Here is a 20,219-nt window from a genome sequence, read left to right as displayed (position 1 = left end):
AGTCATCGCCAGCTCATTATTCCTGAAAACACCCCAACTCAAACGAGTTGGGGTGTTTTTTTATGCGCGGAAGTTGATAAATCAAATATTAGGGGGGAGTAAAAATACTCAAGAACTCCAGCACCTTTATTATGAAGCTTCTTGCTGTATTAAATTACTGCTATTTTTTAGCATGTATAATAATTGCCCTAAAAGAATATCTTTCTCTGCTAAAGCAATAATAATCATCGGATGAGTCGCAGAAGGAACAGAGGTGATGTATAGTTAGTATCTGCTTCTAAATGAAAATATTGACTCAATTCCTTGCACTAAAGCAGTTGATTTAGATCAAACCAATAATTTGAAAATAGAGATAAATCATTTCAATCTGCTACCTTTATTTTTAAGGGTAAGCATAAAATTAGAGAGAAAGATTCTTAAAAAAGAATATAGGTTTCTTGGTGATGTGAAAGTGCATGTATAAAAAAATTAGAATAAATTGCTGCCTATTTAGCAGAAGTGGATAAAAGTAAAAAGATTACTGTCTAAAAATATGTATGAAATAAATATAGCTACAGCATAAAAATCATATATTTACAGATTTTTTAATATCGCGTTGCTGTTTTATCCCTAGGTCTAATTGTTCATAAAATTTGACTTGCGTATATTGCGCAAAAATTGAATTTTACTTAAAAATTCATGTGAAATTTTTAACAAGTACTCATGGGGGATGAGAACGATGACAACAGAAAACTTAGATATTAATTCTGTAGTCGATAAAGCAAAATTTACCCCGTTTCACTTCAATGTCGTGGCTTGGTGCTTATTGATTATTTTATTTAATGGCTATGATTTAGCGATTAATGGTGTGGTGTTGCCGCTTTTAATGCAAGATTGGGGCTTAAGCGCTGTACAAGCTGGAATGCTTGCGAGTACGGCATTGGCTGGCATGATGTTTGGTGCAATGTTCTTTGGCTCTTTAGCAGACAAGATTGGCCGTAAAAAGGTCATCATGATTTGTATTGTGCTATTCAGCGGTTTGACCTTTGCTGGTGGTTTTGCATCTAACCCGACTGAATTCGGTATTTTACGCTTTTAGCCGGTTTAGGCATTGGCGGTGTAATGCCGAACCTTGTTCCTTAACTTCTGAATATGCACCCTAAAAGATGCGCAGTACGCTGGTAACCACAATGTTCAGTGGTTATGCGGTAGGTGGTGTTATGGCTGCATTATTGGGTTCATGGTTTACCCCAACATTTGGCTGGCAGGTGATGTTCTTTATCGCCGGTATTCCTCTTTTTTATTACCTTTAGTTTGGAAGTTTTTACCTGAATCTTTAGCATTTATTGTAAAAGAAAATAAATAGGAAAAGGGCCGCAGCATATTTCGCTGTTTGGCACCGAATCTAATGGTCAATCAGAACACAACATTTACCTTGCCGAAGGTTGATCAACCTGAGTCTGCAAATGTCGTGAGTTTATTCCATCGTGGCCGTTCACCCAATACGCTCCTGTTCAGGTTAGTATTTTTTACATGCTTACTGACGATGTATGCATTGAGCAGCTGGTTACTGAAGCTGATGATGGCTGCGGGCTACTCAATGGATAACAGCTTAATGTTCATGATGGTTATGAATGTAGGGGCGGTAGTTGGTATTGTTGGTGGCGGTATTTTAGCGGATCGTTTCCATTTAAAGCCGGTGTTGATGTACCTTGGTATGATGGGCGCAGTTGTAATGAGCTTAATGGGCTTCCAGTCGAACCAGTTCCCACTTTATATTTTGGTGTTCTTGGCGGGTGCAGCTTTAATTGGTTTACAAATGCTGTTGTATAGCTATGTTGCACAATTTCACCGATTAGCGATACATTCAACGGGCATTGGCTGGTCGTCTGCAATTGGCCGTATGGGCGCGATTGTAGAGCCAATTTTAATTGGTGGTTTGTTAGGCATGAATTTACCTGCTTACATTAACTTTATGGCAGTGGGTTTACCTGTATTAATTACGGCAATTGCGGTTGCTTTAATTATGCATGATGATGAGCCTGAAAAAATTGGGGCAAGTTCGACAGCGGCAGCGAAAGCTTAAAAATTTAAAGTAATAAAAAAGCCTCCAATGATTGGGGGGGATTTTTTCATAAAGTAAACTATAGGAATATGTATTTTTAATAATCTATATAATGGAGTAAATATAATGTTAGAAGATAGGTATTTAAATTTAAATTAGTTATGTTTTTTTATTCATGATGTTATGGTAAGGGTGGGGGGGGGGAATAAAATTTTTATTTCTGAATTTAAGTTGAGTGAACAAGAAAAGGAAAGCTTAAATAATTTTGAAGGACATATTTTAGATTGGTTAAAAAGCAATAATAAAACTAAAGAATATGAAATAACAATTAAGAAAAGAGTAATACCTGCTTTGTTATCAGATATGTTGCATTGTATTTATGAAACATTGAAAGCAATGGAGTTGGGTAAAGTTACTATTGCTTATATGTTGTTAAGAAAGCCGATACAAGAGAACTTATACCTTTTTGAGGAAATGATTTTACGTGAAGATAGTTTTATAAAAATTTTTGAAGAAAATCCATTATCATTAAGACCAAAAAATGCTGGTGATATTGAAGGTCATAAAAATAGGATGAAGATAATTTTAGAAACTTTGAAGCTAGACTCAATTCTAGACTCATCATACCTTGCAACATTAAGATATGATAAAAAGTCAGAAGATAGTTTTGATGGTGTTTGTAATCAAGCTATGCACCTATTTACGGAGCATCAAATGATAAAAACAGAAAACCTCAATATAAATTTTATATTTGCTGATAAGGAATCAAAAAAAACTTTATATGATTTTATGTATAGTAGGTTGCCATATTTGATGTATTACATTTATTTGGTATTTGAACAAATAGTTGCTTCAATTTCAGCAACAACCCAAGATTATCTTGCAGATATTCATCATAGGATATTTGCCATGTTTTTATTATCTTATGCCCATATAGATGATTATTATAAAACTCAACAGTTTTATGATTTATGTATTCTCTTTGAAAAATATTTAATAAAAAGTTTTAAATGTGAGTTAAGCTTAAATACGTTAGAGTCTATTGCATTTACAGGAAAGGCTTTATAACTCTATAAATAATTTAAAGTCTTTAGGTGTTAGTTTTATGAAACTCAACTCATTCTCCCCAATCCCTGAAGATGACGAAGAACTCCATCTTCCTGAACTTGTTTACTGGTCATCTTTAGGTGATGTTGAACAAGTGGAACAATTATTAGTGGCTGGTATCGATCCAAATCAAATGGATGAAGAGGGCTATAGCGCTCTGCAAGCAGCGGCTGAAAATGACAATTTAGCGGTGGTTAAGTTGTTGGTGAGTAAAGGTGCAAATATTCATTATAAAAGTGAATATAGCGCTTTAGAACTTGCAGAAATGGCTGAAAATACAGACGTTATTGCATATTTAAAGAGTTTATAAACTTTAAATAAAATGATTAAATTAAGATATAAAAGAAAACCCTTATCATAATGATAGGGGTTTTCTTTGTATTGGTTCGCTAGGTATAACTTCTGCCATACCTCACATCCTGATGTTCAAACTTATTGTTATTGTTTTCATTTGGGAAACATCCTGCTTCCTAATGAATTGAGCATAATAAAACTTCATTCGTTGGTATATACGCAAAAAGCAGCAGCCTGTGTACGTTATTTCCTACAACATAATTTGTGTCCATTATTTTTTTTAGGATCAAGAGGCTGTAGCAATTAACAATAAAAAATAGTGATTTTGAATAAATTACTTAGAATGACAATGATAGCAATTTGCATAAAAGTGGAAATCATAATGAAAATATTACGACTGAGTATGCTTACTGCTGTGACGTTAACAAGTTCTTTGATTTTAATGGCATGTAATGCACAAACAAATTCCTCTAAATTTGAGCAAAAAGCAGCGGCTGAAACAGCCAAAACAAAATCTGTAAGTCGGATCAACCAAACTTATCAAGTTAAAACGATTGCACAGTTTAATGAGCCTTGGGCAATGGCAGCTTTAAAAGATGGTCGTGTACTGGTGACTGAGCGCAAAGGAAAGTTAAAATTATTTAATCCAAAAACAAAACAACAGGTTGAAATTAAAGGATTACCTAAAGTGGCCTATGGCGGACAAGGTGGTTTGGGGGATATTGCATTGCATCCTCAGTTTCAGCGTAACCATTGGCTTTATATCAGCTATGTTGAAGCGGGACAGGGTGGTTATGGTGCTGTGGTCGCACGCGGTGAGTTAGACTTGTCAGATGCCCAAAATCCACAGATAAAACGTTTAAAGACCATTTGGACACAAGTGCCTAAAGTACAGGGACAAGGACATTATTCGCATCGTATTTTATTTGGTGCAGATGGAAAGCTATGGATTAGTTCAGGTGAAAGGCAGAAATTTGATTCAGCACAGGATATGAACTCCAATTTAGGCAAGATTTTACGTTTAAATGATGATGGTACAGCTGCGTCGGGTAATCCCTTTATAGATAGAGGTGAAATTGCCAAACAAGTCTGGTCATTGGGACATCGCAATCCATTAGGTTTAGCATTTGATGATAAAGGTCAGCTTTGGAGTGTTGAAATGGGTCCTAAAGGTGGCGATGAACTCAATATTATTATTAAAGGTGAAAATTATGGTTATCCCGTAGTTTCAAATGGCGATCATTACGATGGTACAGACATACCGGATCATAATACTCATGCAGAATTTAAAGCACCGGAAATCAGTTGGACACCTGTTATCTCGCCATCTAGTTTAATTTTTTATACAGGAAATCAATTTCCTGCGTGGAAAAATAAAGCGCTGATTGGTGGCTTATCTTCTAAAGTGATAGTGATGGTGGATACTGAAATGAAGCCTGTGATTGAAGTACAGCGTTTAAAGATGCAGCAACGGATACGTGGTTTACTCGAAGTTGAGGATGGTTCAATTTGGGTGCTTGAAGATGGGAAAAATGCCAGATTACTGCAATTAACCGCACAATAATCTGCCTTTAATCAGGGATAATAGATGCTGTAGATAACGCTTTAAAAGAAGCCTTTTAACTTCCTAAAATAGATCGTGATGTTCATTTAGTGGTGCATCACATCGATTTTCTGTTCCACTATGCTTATTACACTCGAACTGTTTATGCTCATTCGTATTGATTGTTTTACAGGGCGATCTTTAGCGACTAAGCGTGATTTATATCGCTTGATTGTGGAAAAATTACATGATTTCTCAATTCCGTCAGATCATATCAAAATTATTTTAACAGGAAGTACTTTAGAAAATGGGGAGACGGGGTGGGTAAGCGACGTGTGATGTTGATTTAGGCTTTTAAGTAAATCTTTAATTGGTAAATTCTGAGTGTCCCAAGCATGAAATAAAAAAAGCCCCGACATCCTGTCGAGGCTTTTTCATATTCATTTAAAGGTATAACGCCTGTCGTACCGATCAGCTTCCTGCTGTTTATGCTTTATTGTTATTGTTTTATGCATTAGAGACGTCCTGTCTCTGTATGACTTTAATATAGCGTTATAAATGATGTGTGAAAAGCGCTGATTTTCTGCAACTGTTGTAAGCCAAAACCGACAACAGGCTAAAAAATATCAGGCACTGACATATTGGATCAATTTATCCAAAATGGAAGTCAGCCTTTTTTCATCAAATTCATTGGGCTCAAATTCTTCCGTTTTATTGCGTGAGAAAATGTCACGAATTTCAATCACTGCATTACTGTCGACTAAGCCCAATTGTGTGCCGACTTGACGAATTTGATCAATCGAACGTGATCCATTGGTTGCACCGTAGCCAATATAGGCAGCGGGTTTACCTTGCCATTCTTTGCCTAAGTAATCTAAAGCATTTTTTAAGGCTGGACTGTAGCCATGATTGTATTCAGGACTGATAAAAATAATAGCATCGGCTTGGGAAATTTTGTCTGCCCATTCTTGTTGTTTGGGTTGATCATAAATCCCCGTAATTGGAGGATGTGATCCTGCAAAAATAGGCAGATCCCATTGTTTTAAATCGACTAATTCAGTCTGAACAGTACTAAAATTTGCTTTTTCGATACTGCGTTGTACCCAACGTGCGACTTTAATGGCAATACGCCCTTCACGCACACTACCAACAATAATTTGAATTTTCATGTTGAACCTGTTTTTTTTATGTCGTTGCGCTCTAAATTAATATGAATATGAAGGGCTGAATATGAGGGTTTTGTATTTTACCCAAGTTAAAAAAGCTCCCGAAGGAGCTTTTTTATGAGGTCTCAGCGAATGCTGAATTACATAATTTTAATACCTTGCTGACCTGCAGGCGTGACTTTAAAGATTTCCACTTCAAAAGTAATATCTTTGCCAGCCAGTGGGTGATTGAAATCAATTTCAGTAATATCTTCACCGACTGATTTCACTACACCAAATAAGCTTTGTTTGGCTTTATCTTCAAATTCAATCATATGACCGACAATTGGCGTTTGTTCGAATTTCACCGTGTCAAAAGTTTGAATATTTTCAGGATTCCACGGACCAAAAGCATCTTCGGGTGGAAGGCTGACGGTACGACGGTCACCAGCACGTAAACCAAACAGTGCTTTTTCAAAGCCCGGCAGTAAGCTACCATCGCCCATGACAAGGCTGACAGGTTCTTCACGGCTACGGGTATTGTCAATTTCTACGCCATTTTCAATAGCAACAGAAAAGTGAAGCTCTACTTTTGAGCCTTCAGCAATACGGGTTTCTTCATTGGGATTAATCATTTCAGTCATGTTGTTGTACTTCAGCACGTTGAATGCGTTGTTTTTCGAGGAAAAACGTATCGATAAGCAGCAGAATTGTGCCTAAGGTAATGGCACTATCTGCAATATTAAAAGCAGGGAAATGGCTGTTGTTGTAGTAGACATGAATAAAATCGACCACATAACCTAAAGAGACACGGTCAATTAAATTACCGATAGCGCCACCCAAAATGAGGGCAATCGCCAGCGGTAAAATCACGATTTTTTTTGGCATACGCATCAGCCAAAATACAAAAATGACAGACACTAAACCTGCGAGTGAAGTAAAGAAATAACGTTGCCATCCACCTGCATCGGACAAGAAACTAAAAGCTGCGCCATAGTTATGTAGCAATGTCCAATTTAAAAAGGGCAGTACCGGCACAGGATCTGCATAATTCAGATGTGTCGTTGCAATCCATTTGGTCCATTGGTCGAGAATAATCGCCACAATGGATAAGCCCACCCACACTAAATTGTGTAGGTAGAATTGGAATAAGCCCTTTTTCGGTTGTGGATTAGGCATATTTTCTCTCTTCGCCTTGACCTGTAGGAAGGTTGATAATACAACGAGAACACAGACCTGGATGTTCGTGATGTGTATTTACATCTGGAAGGACATGCCAGCAACGCGCACATTTTTCACCTTCCGCAGCCGATACCTTGACGCGTAAGCCTTCAAGATCAGTCGCTTCACCTTGGGTCTCATCAAATGCATTCACAATCACAGTTGAGGTAATTAGGACGAAACGGAGTTCATCATTTAACTGATCCAGTACCGTTTTGAGTTCAGCATTGGCCCAAAGTTCAACTTTGGCAGACAGGTTTGAACCAATCAATTTGGCATTACGTGCCGCTTCAATTTGCTTGTTCACTGCCGATTTAACTGCAATCATGGTTTGCCAATCGGCTTCTGAAATTAGGTTCGCAGTTGAAGCAACAGGAATGTCATACCATTCTGTGGTAAATACATATTTCTCGGTCTGACCTGGAATTAACGGCCAAGCTTCTTGTGCAGTAAAGGTCAAGATGGGTGCCATCCAACGGACAAAGGCTTGTACCAAATGATACAACGCTGTTTGTGCAGAATGACGTGCTTGAGAATCAGCTTTGGTGGTGTACTGACGATCTTTAATAATGTCGAGGTAGAAACCGCCCAAGTCATTAATACAGAAATTAGTCAAAGCATTGGTGACGATATGAAAATTCATATCTTCATAGGCTTGCTGAATAGTTTTCTGTACATCCGCAGCACGTTGTAAAATATATTGATCCAATGCGATCAACTGGTCTACAGGCAAGGCATCTGTCGCAGGGGTGAAACCATTTAAGTTCGCCAATAAGAAACGAAGCGTATTACGAATACGACGATAACCATCTGATGCACGGCTAAAAATTTCTTTACCTGCGGTCATTTCATAACGGTAGTCGGCAGATGCAATCCAGAAACGTAAACCATCAGCACCCATATCTTTAATGATGTCTTGAGGGGCAATGATATTACCCAGTGACTTAGACATCTTACGACCTTTTTCATCGACCACGAAACCATGGGTCAATAGACCTTTATATGGCGCACGTTTGTTGATGGCAATCGAAGTCAATAACGATGATTGGAACCAACCACGGTGTTGGTCTGAACCCTCTAGATACAAATCAGCAGGGTCGGTTAAGTCTTCACGTTCACGAAGTACGGCAAAATGCGTTGTACCTGAATCGAACCAGACATCTAAGGTGTCACGCACCGCATTGTAGTGCTGCGCATCTGCACCAATAAAATCTTTGGCTTCACGGTTATACCAACCGTCAATGCCTTCTTGCTCAATCAGTTTAGCCACTTCTTCAATCAGTTCAGGCGTACGAGGGTGTAGCTCGTTGGTATCTTTATGCACGAAGAATGGAATGGGCACACCCCAAGTCCGTTGACGCGAGATACACCAGTCTGGACGACCTTCAATCATGGATTGAATGCGGTTTTTACCCCAATCTGGGACAAAGCTGATGTCATTTTCAATCGCATTGAGCGCATCTTGACGTAAGCCTTGATCGTCCATGCTGATAAACCACTGTGGGGTTGCACGGAAGATAATTGGTGTTTTGTGACGCCAGCAATGTGGGTAGCTGTGTTTAATCGCCACATGTGCCCAAAGTTTTCCAGCTTCACTGAGTGCCGCAATAATCTGTGGATTGGCTTTATAGATGTGTTCGCCTGCAAAAATGGGTGCAGTGGGTAAATATACCCCGTTACCACCGACTGGATTATCCACTTTTAAGTTATACAATAAGCCAACTTTATAATCGTCCACACCATGGCCGGGAGCAGTATGTACCGCACCTGTACCACTTGTAGCAATGACATGTTCACCCAAAATCACCGGCACTTGGCGCTCAGAAATTAATGGATGTTGTAATTGGAGGTTTTCAAGTGTGCTACCCGTAAAGTCTGCAAGTACTTCAACGGTAGTAAAGCCATAGCGTTCAGTGGCAGATTCAACTAAATCTTTCGCCAAAATAAAGTTTTGTGCAGCTTTTTCTGTCCCGCGTGCTGTCACCAATTGGTATTCAATATCTGCATGCAGGGCAACCGCTTGGTTGGCTGGAATGGTCCAAGGCGTTGTTGTCCAGATCACAATGTCCGTTGAATCTGCAACAGTGATACCCAAACGTGCAGATAAATCGGCTAAATCAACAACGGTAAAACCGACGTCAATCGCATCTGATCTTTTATCTTCGTATTCAACTTCCGCTTCTGCCAGTGCAGAGCCACAATCCAAACACCAGTTGACGGGTTTCAGACCCGGTTGAATATGTCCTTGTTTTTGAATTTCGCCCAATGAACGCACAATGTTGGCTTCTTGTTTGAAGTTCATGGTTAAGTAAGGATTGTCCCAATCACCGAATACACCCATACGCACAAAGTCTTTTTTCTGTAATTCGACTTGGGTGTAAGCATATTCACGGCAAGCCTTACGGAAAGTAGACGCATCCACTTTTACGCCGACTTTACCGACTTTTTCTTCGACTTTCAGTTCAATGGGTAAACCGTGACAGTCCCAACCCGGAACATAGGGTGCATCAAAACCATCCATAATACGGCTTTTGATGATGATGTCTTTGAGGACTTTATTCACCGCATGACCGAGGTGAATTTGACCATTTGCGTATGGAGGGCCGTCATGAAGCACATATTTTTTCTTGCCAATACGCGATGCACGAATCTGCTGATAAATGTTGTCGGCATACCACTCTTCTAACCATTTTGCTTCACGTACTGCGAGATTTGCTTTCATTGCAAATTCAGTACCTGGGAGGTTTAGCGTGGCTTTATAATCCACTGCATTTTCAGGAGTTTGCTTATCGCTCATGCAAGTTGTCTTCCAATTTAATCAGGCTTAGGCTGACGCGTTTTACAGTAAAAAATTAGGGATTTAAAAGGGAAAATGAGGGCTGTTTTGTCGAAACTCAAGCAGTTTCTCAACATCATCATCAATTCCCGCTTTTAATGCTTCAAGCGAAGGGTAGTCCTTTTCACCATGTAAATAGTTTAAGAACGTCACCCGCATTAACAGGCCATACAGATTAGCAGAAACATCAGGAAAATGTACTTCTAATCGCCATTCAGGATGTTCCTGTTTGATGGCTGGCCGTGTACCAACATGTCCTGCACCAAACAGTGCAGTAGGGTCATAAGCTGCAATCCCGAGTTTTTCAGGATGCTCGGCTTGGACTTTATCTTTTAAAGATTCGGTTTCACACAATACTTCAACGCCGTAAATACCCTTTAAACAGGGTTTATGACGGTTGAGACGCACATTGATGGTTGGGAAATTAATGGTCCGTCCAATTTGATCGCCATATTGCACCCGACCTGTGATGCTATAAGGGCGACCCAATAATTGTGCAGCGAGTGCTAAATCACCAGCTTGTAAGGTTTGCCGAATACGGGTGGAACTGACCCGTTCACCGTTTTGTTCAACGGTATTTAAATTGGTGACATGGAAACCATAGTGACGTAGAAATTCGCTATTGCCCTGACGGTTTTTGCCAAAATGGAAGTCATCACCCAGTACAAGGCTGTGTGCATTGAGTTTTTGTTTGAGTATTTGTGCAAACTCTTCAGCACTTAAGCTACGGAAATAATTATCAAATTTTGCGATGACAATATAGTCGACACCCAGTTCAGTCAGATATTCAACTTTTTCACGTAATGAACTAATACGTGGCGGTGCTTCATAACCTTTAAAGAACTCTAAAGGTTGTGGTTCAAAAATCATCACCAAGGTTTTTAAATTTTGCGCTGCTGCAAGGTCTTTTAATTGTGCAATCATCGCCTGATGACCCAAATGCACACCGTCAAAATTACCAATAGTGACGGCAGTTTTTGGCAATTGAAAATTAGGCGCTAAAGCATTCAGGCGGAGCAGCTTCATGGGCGAATCAATAAATGAAAAATTATCAGGGCTATATATTGCCATAATCTTCAGCGTTCGTCTTGTTGTTGTGTTTTTACTCAAAAAAATTAATCAAAGATTGTGCTTATTATCAATTAAATTGATTAATTGAATAAAAATAAATCAATTTTTCTTATTTTAAAAGGCTCGTAAAATGCAGATATAGCCTTTGATGAGCAACCGCGATGAAAAAGCCATTTTATCAACTTGAACAAATGCAAGATATTGTGCGCCAATTTACCCCAAACTGGTTTACTGCCAGCATGGGGACGGGTGTTGTGGCCTTGATTCTAGCTGAATTGCCCTTTGCCCACAGTCTGATGGTGCAATTGGGGACATCCTTATGGCAACTGAATATTGTATTGTTTATGACCTTTTGTCTTTTATATGGGCTGCGTTGGCTCATTTATCCGACTGAAGCCAAACAGATTTTCTCGCATGCCAGTATGAGCCTGTTTTTGGGTGCCATTCCAATGGCACTTGCGACCATTATTAATGGCTTATTAAAATTTGGAATTAGCCTATATGGGGATGGGGTGATTCAGTTGGCGCAGATGCTGTGGTATGTCGATGTATTGCTTGCGGTTGCCATTGCTTGGCTGGTGCCATTTTGTATGTTCAGTCGGCAGGAGCATCAATTACGCAGTATGACAGCGGTGTGGTTATTGCCGATTGTGGCCTGTGAGGTTGCGGCAACCTCTGGTGGTTTGTTGTTGCCGCACATTGCCGAAGGTCAACAGGCGGTGGGTATTTTGGTCGGGAGCTACGTGTTATGGGGTATTTCAGTGCTGCCTGCGTTTGCAATTTTAACCATTTTAATGCTGCGTTTGGCACTGCATCAATTGCCAAGCAAAGAGTTGGCAATCACCAGTTGGTTGGCATTGGGCCCGATTGCGACAGGCGCATTGGCCTTATTGGTACTGGGGGCACAAGCACCGCAAGTATTGGCAACCGTGGATATGCAAAGCTTAGGCGTGTTTTGTCAGCAAGCGGGGATCGTGGCGAGTATGCTGTTACTGGGCTTTGCTGTGTGGTGGTTGGGCATTGCCGTTTTAACCACCTTAAAACATGCCAAAACGGATTTACCCTTTAATTTGGGATGGTGGGGGCTGACCTTTCCATTAGGCGTATTAACTCTTGCGGTGCTGAATTTGGGGCAACAGATTCAGGTCAGTTTTATTCAGTCGATTGCTTATGCTTTGGCGGTGATACTGGTGATGTTATGGCTGCTGGTGGTCAGTAAAACAGCACAAGGTTTTTACCGTGGCAATTTGTTCTTTTCACCGTGTTTAAAATGCTATTTGGAGCAGAGATAAAGTTTTTCTCTTTTTAGGAAATAATAAATAAATTATGTAAGGGGGAAATAGCGGTTAAGTCTAAATTTTTTAATTCCGCTAAATCGCCCCAAATCCTAATGCCAGTCAATTAAGAAATTGACTGGCATTTTATTTTTTAAATTCATAATGTTATTCGATACACGGAAATGTCATCCGCAACTGTTCGAGGCAAAACTATTTTAAAAAAGTAAGGTTTTTGCGATTTATTAATCAATAAAAGGTATTTGGCGAGTTTTGCGGTGAGGCGCACTGCCCCGCAAGATGCCTTTCTTGCGAAGTTTTGCTTCTCATTTGGGCTTATCCAAAGTAATAGAAGAGCTCCAAGTATTTGATTTAAAAATATAAGACTCCGTCATGAACAACTAAAAACTAAGGGCTTTATTTCTAAAACCCTTAACTGACTGGCATTACCCCAAATCCTGCTTTTTAAAGGAGAATTTGCTGTCGCGAATACCTTCAAGAAAATAAGTAGAAGCACAGCTCCTTAGGAAAAATCCCCCTTTGAAAAAGCGGATTAAAATTTGCACCTGATGGTATTTTATTTTCTAATGAGCACACCTTTTATCTTTATCCATGAGTACATCACATGATTTCTGATCTGGCTTTAATTATGGCATTGCCGAATGAATCGAAAGGCTTATTTGAGCAAGCCGGGATTGATGTGCATTACAGTGGTATCGGTAAAGTCAATGCGGCATTTAAAGCCTTTGAGGTGATTCAAAAAACGGGTTGTAAAACACTATTAAATTTGGGCTCAGCCGGTAGTTCACATTTTGATGCACATAGCTTGGTTGAAGTCATGACGTTTGTACAACGCGATATGGATGTTTCACCATTGGGTTTTCAGGTGGGTGTGACTCCGATGGATGATGATTATCCAGCTGAAATTGCTTTAGATATCCATTTTGGGCATTTAGCCCAAGGGATTTGTGGCACAGGAGATAGCTTTGAAACAGGTCTACCGAAAGTGCCGTGTAACCTCGTGGATATGGAAGGTTATGCTTTGGCCAAAGTATGTAAAAAGTTAGATGTACGTTTAATTTCAGTCAAATATATTACCGATGGTGCAAATGATACGGCACATTTAGAGTGGGAAGAAAATTTATTATTGGGGGCGCAAAAATTACTGGCACTTTATCAAAAGCATTTTGTTTAAAACGAAAATCGTGGGTTTTTATTATTAAATTATTAGTAAGTCATTTATTGGTAAGTTTGGCGACCATAGAGGGCTATGGTCGTATGCCAAAATTATCGCGGACGATAATTTAAGGTTTATGCACGAGGAATAACGCCATATAACATCATATGGACTGTATGTTGAATAATACGTTGCTGCATACTGCGGTTACGTAAAGTTTTGCCTGTCACCATTTCCATTTGGGTGGCAAAATCTGCATAGTTTTGTGTGATGGCCCAAATATTGAGGATTAACAGCTCAGGATCAATTTCCTTGGCAATTTTTCCCTCTTCTTGCCACAAAGCAATCACTTTAGCTTTACGCTTCACCAATTTCTTTAATGGGCCTTTTAAAATAGGCAAGATATGTGGCGCACCTTGAATCACTTCCAAAGCAAACAATCGAGACGCTTTCGGTTGGGTACGAGAAACCTCAATTTTCTGCAATAAATAATTGCTAATAGCTTCTTCAGGTTCGAGGTCTGTTTCCAGCATTTGTAGTGGAGAAAGCCACTTTTGTAATACTGTGGTCAGCACTTCAACATACAGTGCTTCTTTATTTTCATAATAATAGAAAATATTAGATTTGTGCATTTCAGCAATTTGAGCAATTTCGTCTAAGCTTGCTCCATTAAAACCATAAAGGGAAAATACATCGAGCGCTGCATTTAGCAGTTGATGTCGTTTTTGAGTACTCTTTTTTTGTTCCATTGGCAATGCGACAATAATCAAAATTGGAATCTTAAATTGTACGGCAAATCGTCAGATTTGTGCACAGGCAAAAGTTTTAATTTGATGAATATTGGTGATTTATTTTTTAGATTGAGGGTTAAGCTGCTTTGTTTTTGAGCAATCTAAAACTATCCTGAAAAAGACCAAATGGAATAAATTAATGAATATTTATTAAAACTTTCAATAAGATTGAATTTTTCTATTTTGCAATGTCTTGTATTTAAGCCGCTAGGTGCTCTATGAATGATTAAAGTGACTCAAAAATCAGCTTACATTTAGATAACAGAATGCTGAAATGAGCCCAAACTAAACCATAGCCATGTGCCCATTTCACTTGTAAAAATTATGTTGCCAATACGGCATTTAAAACCTGTTGCTCTAATTCGGTAAACGCATAATCTTTTTTTCGTGGTCGCGCTAAATCCACTTTAAATTGCTTAGCAATATGCCCTTTATCGAGCAGGATAATGCGATCGGCCAATTGTACGGCCTCACTGACATCATGCGTGACCAAAATAGCGGTAAAACCCTGTTCACGCCATAGCTTTTCAATCAGTGCTTGCATGTCTAAACGCGTTAGTGCATCGAGCGCACCTAAAGGTTCATCGAGTAATAAAATGCGCGGCTTGTGTGACAGTGCACGTGCCAAAGCGCTACGCTGACGTTGTCCACCCGATAACTGTGATGGCCATAATGTGGCTTTATCTTTGAGTCCGACTTTTTCTAAAAGGGTGGAGGCATTGCTTTGTTGTTCTTTGGCTAAACCGAGTTGTACATTTTGTTCAATGTTGCGCCAAGGTAACAGGCGTGGGTCTTGGAACATCACTCGAATGTCATCGCTGGTAATGCCTTCGCGAATATGACGAGCCGATTTAAACTTGATTTCACCATAACTTGGTTGTTCTAAATCGGCAATCAGGCGCAGTAAAGTACTTTTACCACAACCACTACGTCCAACAATGGCAAGGAATTCTCCCGGTTGAATATGCAGGTCTAAATCTTCTAAAATGCTGACTTCACCATAAAATTTATATAATTGCTCAATCAAAATTTCTGCACCGAAAACAGCGCTTGGATTGATGTCTGTAGTGACAGGATATTGCGGTGTCGCAGTTTTTTCAGCGACATGGCGGCCTATGCTTAAATCAGTCATGACGTGCTCCTTATTTTTGGTATCCAGCATGCCAGCGCAGTAGATATTTTTCTAAAGCCACGGCCAATACATCCGCTAATTTACCCAGTAGGGCATATAACAAAATCCCGACCAGTACCACATCTGTTTGTAGAAATTCACGTGCATTCATGGTCATGTAGCCAATGCCCGATTGAGCCGAAATGGTTTCGGCAACAATCAGCAGTACCCAAACCAAGCCCAGTGAAAAACGTAAGCCGACTAAAATGGACGGCATAGCACCCGGTAAAATAATTTCTTTATACAACTGCCAACGTGTCAGTCCGTAGCTTTTACCCATTTCAATCAATTGTGGATCGACTGAACGAATCCCATGATAGGTATTAATATAAATTGGAAAAAACACCCCAATTGCCACCAGAAATAATTTTGCTGATTCATCAATTCCAAACCATAAAATTACCAAAGGAATTAAAGCCAATGCTGGAATATTACGAATCATTTGCAAGGTGGTGTCGAGTAGCGTCGATGCCAGTTTAGATGAGCCATTGAGTAGACCCAGCAGTAAACCCAGACCACCGCCAACCAATAAACCCAGTAGGGCACGTCCAGCACTGACTTTAACATGTTGCCAAAGTTCACCACTGATCAATAGATGCCAAAATGCAGTCATGACAGCACTTGGTGCAGGCAGAATACGGCTGGCTAAAAGTCCAGTGCTCGACGCGATTTGCCAAATCAAGATCAGAACGATGGGGAACAACCAAGGCAGCAAACGCTGCCCAAATGCTGTTCCACGTGAAACCTTGGCTTTTACCAAGGCTTCGGCAGAAATGCTGTTGCTCATTAAGCCGGCTCCTTAGTTTTGATTGCTGTTTTGGCTTCATCGGGAACATAGTTATTTGCTACGATTTCACCAAATGGTCCTGTTAAATTCGGTTGTGCTAATTTTTGACGTATTTCTAATGGCAGTAGTGGGAACACTAATTCGGCAAAGCGAATAGATTCTTCTAAATGAGGATAGCCCGAGAAAATGAAGGTATCGATACCCAAAGCGGCATATTCCTGAATCCGTGCAGCGACAGTTTCTGGGTCTCCGACCAGTGCCGTACCCGCACCACCACGGACTAAGCCGACACCCGCCCAAAGGTTAGGTGAAACTTCTAGTTTAGTTCGATCACCATTATGTAATTCAGCCATGCGGCGTTGACCCACGGAGTCCATTTGCTTGAATTTTTTCTGCGCTGCGGCAATGGTGGCATCATCGACATATTGGATCAGTTCTTCAGCTGCTGCCCATGCTTGTTGATTGGTTTCCCGTACAATAACATGTAAGCGAATACCGTAATTTAACGTCCGGCCACGAGCTGCCGCTTTGGCACGCATGGTTTCTACTTTTTCTTTTACCGCAGCAGGCGGTTCACCCCAAGTTAAATAGGTATCGACTTGTTCCGCAGCTAGTTCAAGGGCTGCATTAGAAGAACCACCGAACCAAAGGGGTGGATACGGCTTTTGTACCGGTGGATAAAGCAGTTTTGCATCATCGACTTGTAAGCGTTCGCCGTGGAAAGTAAAGGATTCACCTGTATGCGAACGGGTTAAAATTTCACGCCAAATTTTGGTGTATTCAGCAGCAGTTTGATAGCGTGTTGCATGATCTTCGTAAACACCGTCGCCTTTTAATTCTTGCTCATCACCGCCTGTCACCAAATTGAGTAATACTCGACCATTCGATAGACGGTCAAAAGTTGAAGCCATACGTGCTGCCAGTGCAGGTGTCGTTACCCCTGGACGCAATGCCACGAGAAATTTCAAATTTTTGGTGGCATCAATTAAACTTGCGGCAGTAATCCACGGATCTTCACATGAACGACCTGTTGGAATAAGTACCCCTTCATAGCCCAAGTGATCTGCCGCGACCGCAATTTGTTTCATATAGGCATGATCAACTTGGCGTGCACCTTTACTGGTTCCTAAGTAACGACTATCACCATGGGTAGGAATAAACCAAAAGATTTTCATGTCAGATTTCCTTCGTTAATTTTGAATAAATTACTGTTTGCTCGGAAGTGTCCAGACCGCGTCTTGAACGTTAATTTTTTGTGGAATCAGTTGGACCTGCTGAAATAAATCAGCGATATTTTGTTGTGTCTGGATCACTTCAGGCGTCAAGGTCTGAATTGGTGATGGTTTTAAGCGTCGATCAAAAACACGTTGTGCAATGGTTTTATTTAGACCAGTACTTTGTGCATAAATATCTAAAGCCAGCGTTTGATTCTTTAAAATCCATTGGTCTGCGCTATTCAATCCGCCAATAAATTGCGCTACAGCCTGTGGGTGTTCAGTAATGAACTTGGGATTGGCAATATAAAATGAATAGGTTTTTGGAAAATCTGCTGCACTGGTCAGAACTTTCGCTTTACTGTCTAGCTCCGCTGCACTTAAGTAGGGGTCCCAAATGGACCATGCATCAATAGATTGCTTGTCAAATGCAGCGCGCGCATCAGCAGGGGGCAACCAGATGGGTTGAATATCTGTCCAGCTTAAACCCGCTTTTTGTAAGACCTTGGCCAGTAATTCATGCGCACTCGAACCTTTTTGTACCGCAATGCGTTTACCTTTTAAATCGGCAATGCTTTTAATGCTGCTACCTGCGGGAATCACTAAAGCTTGCGATTGTTCAGGCACGACTTCATAACCGATGTAACGTAAATCTTTATTGGCTGCTTGAGCGAAGATTGGCGGAGTATTACCGACATAGCCAAAATCGACTGCATTTACGGCCAATGCTTCAAGCATTTGCGGACCAGCAGGGAACTCGCGCCATTCAATTTTAGCTTGAGGAAATTGCTGTTCAAATAATGTTTGTTGACGTGCAACCAATAAATTTAAGGAGGATTTTTGGTAGCCAATAGACAATGTTTTGACTGGAGCACCTGCACTGGTTACAGGTGAGTTGGCTTCTTTTTGTTCAGGTTTTTGGCATGCAGCCAGTCCAAGACTGAGTGCGGTCACAGCAATTAGGCTAAAAGACTTAAGTACACTCATGATGCTAATCCTATTATTTATTTGTTGGTCTGATTTAAAATGGCAGCTTGAATGTTGATTTTATTGGGGATGAGTTTTTGTTGATAAAACGCATCAGCGACATATTGCTGTTCTTGAGTCACTTCCGCAGAAATGGCTTGCACACCGAAACCCATGCGTGAAATTGAGGTTTTCAGGATGTCGGAAGATAAGCCTGTGGGTTTTTCTAATAGTTTTGCCGCTTCATCTTGGTGCTGTGAAACCCACTGGGTGGTGGTGTTGAGTTCATTCACCAGTGTTTTTAAAATTTCTGGATTTTGCTCAGCAAATTTACGATCGGCTAAATAGAATTGGTGGTTGCTAACGAGGTTCTGACCAGTGGCCAGAATACGCGCACCAATTTGATGTTCGGCTGCGGCAAAGAAGGGATCCCAAATGACCCATGCATCGACAGCGCCACGTTCAAAGGCAGCACGTGCATCAGAGGGTGGCAGATAAACCACCTGAATGTCTTGCAGCGTCAGTTTATTGGCTTCTAGTAGTTTTAATAATAAGTAATGTACGTTTGAGCCTTTATTCAGCACAACCCGTTTACCTTTTAAGTCTTGAATGCTTTTGATTGGTGAGTCTTTTTGTACAATCAGTGCTTCTGCCAAAGGTGCAGCGGGTTGGTTGGCAATATAAACCAAGTTTGAATTTGCCGCCTGAGCGAAAATAGGGGGGGCTTCACCAGCTTCACCAAAGACAACACTGCCCACATTTAAGCCTTCAAGTAATTGTGGGCCAGCAGGGAATTCAACCCACTTTACGGTCACGCCTTGTTCTTTTAACGCACTTTCCAAAGAGCCTTGTGCCTTAATCATCGGCAATAAACCATATTTTTGAAAACCAATATTTAAGGTCACCGTTTCAGCCGGTTTTTTGCCACAACCTGACAGCATCATTGCACCGGCAATTACTGAAGAAAGAACCAGAAATTTCGCTAAAAAAGGTGCTTGAATGACGCTCATGACAGGGTGCTCCGCAACAGGAAGTATTGAATATTGCACACAGGCTAAAGTCTTTTCTTTTTCGAAAAAAATAAAAAAATAGGGATTGATCATCAATAAAAAAGATAAATAAAAAACAGCAAAGCTTTGCTAATAAAATGATGTATAGGGTCAATAAAATATGCAGATTTATTTTTTAAAATATTGATTTATATTGTATTTTATTTTAAGTGTGACATGGCTATAAGCTTATGAAAAAAGAGCATAAGTTAAATGCACCAGATTCAGCCAAATGCGAGATAAAGTTATCAAAAATAAAGATATCGCAAAAAGAAAAAAGCCACCTTAAAGTTAATCAGCTAATGGGTTTTACAGTTTACTCCTTAGCTTTTTAGTTATTCACGACGGAGTCTTATCGTTTTAAATCAAATTTTTGCAGCTCATTTGTTCTTTTGTTTTGCCAAAAGAACCAAAAGCATTTGTCATCCGCAAAACTCGTCAAATACCTTTTATTGATCAATTAATCGCAGAAACTGTACTTTTCCAATCTTGCGGTGTATACACCTCATGCCTCGAACAGTTGCGGATG

General features: G+C 40.1%; 17 protein-coding genes and 1 pseudogene. 7 read left to right on the top strand and 11 right to left on the bottom strand.

Annotated elements, in window-relative coordinates; genetic code table 11:
* The first annotated feature begins 718 nt into the window (after positions 1-718).
* The 5 genes and pseudogenes from B9T24_RS08690 to B9T24_RS17125 all read left to right on the top strand — a co-directional run bounded on the left by B9T24_RS08690 (position 719) and on the right by B9T24_RS17125 (position 5,327).
* Positions 719-2,065: pseudogene (locus tag B9T24_RS08690) on the top strand (MFS transporter).
* Between the two features lie 210 nt (positions 2,066-2,275).
* The gene (locus B9T24_RS08685; protein WP_228145700.1) at positions 2,276-3,112 is read left to right on the top strand and encodes a hypothetical protein; all 837 of its coding nucleotides are present in this window, start codon (positions 2,276-2,278) and stop codon (positions 3,110-3,112) included.
* A 37-nt stretch (positions 3,113-3,149) separates the two neighbouring features.
* The gene (locus tag B9T24_RS08680) at positions 3,150-3,461 is read left to right on the top strand and encodes an ankyrin repeat domain-containing protein (protein ID WP_086165402.1); all 312 of its coding nucleotides are present in this window, start codon (positions 3,150-3,152) and stop codon (positions 3,459-3,461) included.
* 366 nt (positions 3,462-3,827) lie between these two features.
* Positions 3,828-5,009 (top strand): PQQ-dependent sugar dehydrogenase, encoded by a 1,182-nt coding sequence (locus B9T24_RS08675; RefSeq protein ID WP_086165401.1) that lies wholly within the window; start codon positions 3,828-3,830, stop codon positions 5,007-5,009.
* A gap of 120 nt (positions 5,010-5,129) precedes the next feature.
* Entirely contained in the window at positions 5,130-5,327 is a 198-nt protein-coding gene (locus B9T24_RS17125) for a tautomerase family protein (protein ID WP_228145699.1), read from the top strand.
* Between the two features lie 287 nt (positions 5,328-5,614).
* Here the strand turns inward: B9T24_RS17125 and B9T24_RS08665 are convergent, their stop codons facing one another.
* The 5 genes from B9T24_RS08665 to ribF all read right to left on the bottom strand — a co-directional run bounded on the left by B9T24_RS08665 (position 5,615) and on the right by ribF (position 11,216).
* On the bottom strand, positions 5,615-6,157 hold the full coding sequence (locus B9T24_RS08665; protein WP_086165400.1) for an NADPH-dependent FMN reductase: 543 nt from the start codon (positions 6,155-6,157) through the stop codon (positions 5,615-5,617).
* A gap of 137 nt (positions 6,158-6,294) precedes the next feature.
* Entirely contained in the window at positions 6,295-6,777 is a 483-nt protein-coding gene (locus B9T24_RS08660) for an FKBP-type peptidyl-prolyl cis-trans isomerase (protein ID WP_086165399.1), read from the bottom strand.
* Positions 6,770-7,312: a signal peptidase II gene (gene lspA, locus B9T24_RS08655; RefSeq protein ID WP_004650871.1), complete on the bottom strand. Its 543-nt coding sequence runs from the start codon at positions 7,310-7,312 to the stop codon at positions 6,770-6,772. Before lspA ends, B9T24_RS08660 begins: the two co-directional genes overlap by 8 nt.
* Positions 7,305-10,151, bottom strand: a complete 2,847-nt coding sequence (ileS, locus tag B9T24_RS08650; RefSeq protein WP_086165398.1) for an isoleucine--tRNA ligase — start codon at positions 10,149-10,151, stop codon at positions 7,305-7,307. The genes lspA and ileS overlap by 8 nt, the downstream gene beginning before the upstream one ends.
* A 63-nt stretch (positions 10,152-10,214) precedes the next feature.
* Positions 10,215-11,216, bottom strand: coding sequence for a riboflavin biosynthesis protein RibF (gene ribF / locus B9T24_RS08645; protein WP_086165417.1), 1,002 nt, complete (start codon positions 11,214-11,216; stop codon positions 10,215-10,217).
* Positions 11,217-11,422: 206 nt separating this feature from the next.
* Between ribF and B9T24_RS08640 the strand changes: the two genes are divergently transcribed.
* Both B9T24_RS08640 and B9T24_RS08635 read left to right on the top strand, forming a co-directional pair.
* Positions 11,423-12,553 carry a TDT family transporter gene (locus B9T24_RS08640; RefSeq protein WP_086165397.1) on the top strand — a complete coding sequence of 377 codons (1,131 nt, stop codon included), beginning with the start codon at positions 11,423-11,425 and terminating at the stop codon, positions 12,551-12,553.
* Between the two features lie 607 nt (positions 12,554-13,160).
* Complete coding sequence (locus B9T24_RS08635) at positions 13,161-13,730, top strand: 5'-nucleosidase (protein WP_086165396.1); 570 nt, start codon at positions 13,161-13,163, stop codon at positions 13,728-13,730.
* A gap of 116 nt (positions 13,731-13,846) precedes the next feature.
* On the opposite strand, the gene B9T24_RS08630 is transcribed toward B9T24_RS08635, so the two are convergent.
* From B9T24_RS08630 to B9T24_RS08605, 6 genes are all read right to left on the bottom strand, one after another.
* Entirely contained in the window at positions 13,847-14,461 is a 615-nt protein-coding gene (locus tag B9T24_RS08630; RefSeq protein WP_086165416.1) for a TetR family transcriptional regulator C-terminal domain-containing protein, read from the bottom strand.
* A gap of 364 nt (positions 14,462-14,825) precedes the next feature.
* On the bottom strand, positions 14,826-15,635 hold the full coding sequence (locus B9T24_RS08625) for an ABC transporter ATP-binding protein (protein WP_086165395.1): 810 nt from the start codon (positions 15,633-15,635) through the stop codon (positions 14,826-14,828).
* 10 nt (positions 15,636-15,645) lie between these two features.
* Positions 15,646-16,461: an aliphatic sulfonate ABC transporter permease SsuC gene (gene ssuC, locus B9T24_RS08620; RefSeq protein ID WP_086165394.1), complete on the bottom strand. Its 816-nt coding sequence runs from the start codon at positions 16,459-16,461 to the stop codon at positions 15,646-15,648.
* Positions 16,461-17,636: an FMNH2-dependent alkanesulfonate monooxygenase gene (gene ssuD / locus B9T24_RS08615; RefSeq protein ID WP_086165393.1), complete on the bottom strand. Its 1,176-nt coding sequence runs from the start codon at positions 17,634-17,636 to the stop codon at positions 16,461-16,463. Before ssuD ends, ssuC begins: the two co-directional genes overlap by 1 nt.
* 30 nt (positions 17,637-17,666) lie before the next feature.
* Complete coding sequence (locus tag B9T24_RS08610) at positions 17,667-18,662, bottom strand: aliphatic sulfonate ABC transporter substrate-binding protein (RefSeq protein ID WP_086165392.1); 996 nt, start codon at positions 18,660-18,662, stop codon at positions 17,667-17,669.
* Between the two features lie 17 nt (positions 18,663-18,679).
* Positions 18,680-19,651: a sulfonate ABC transporter substrate-binding protein gene (locus B9T24_RS08605; RefSeq protein WP_086165415.1), complete on the bottom strand. Its 972-nt coding sequence runs from the start codon at positions 19,649-19,651 to the stop codon at positions 18,680-18,682.
* Between the last annotated feature and the right edge of the window lie 568 nt (positions 19,652-20,219).

This window comes from Acinetobacter sp. ANC 4654 (assembly GCF_002135425.1).
Taxonomy (GTDB): domain Bacteria; phylum Pseudomonadota; class Gammaproteobacteria; order Pseudomonadales; family Moraxellaceae; genus Acinetobacter; species Acinetobacter kyonggiensis.
This window is presented reverse-complemented; position numbering and strand designations above follow the sequence as displayed.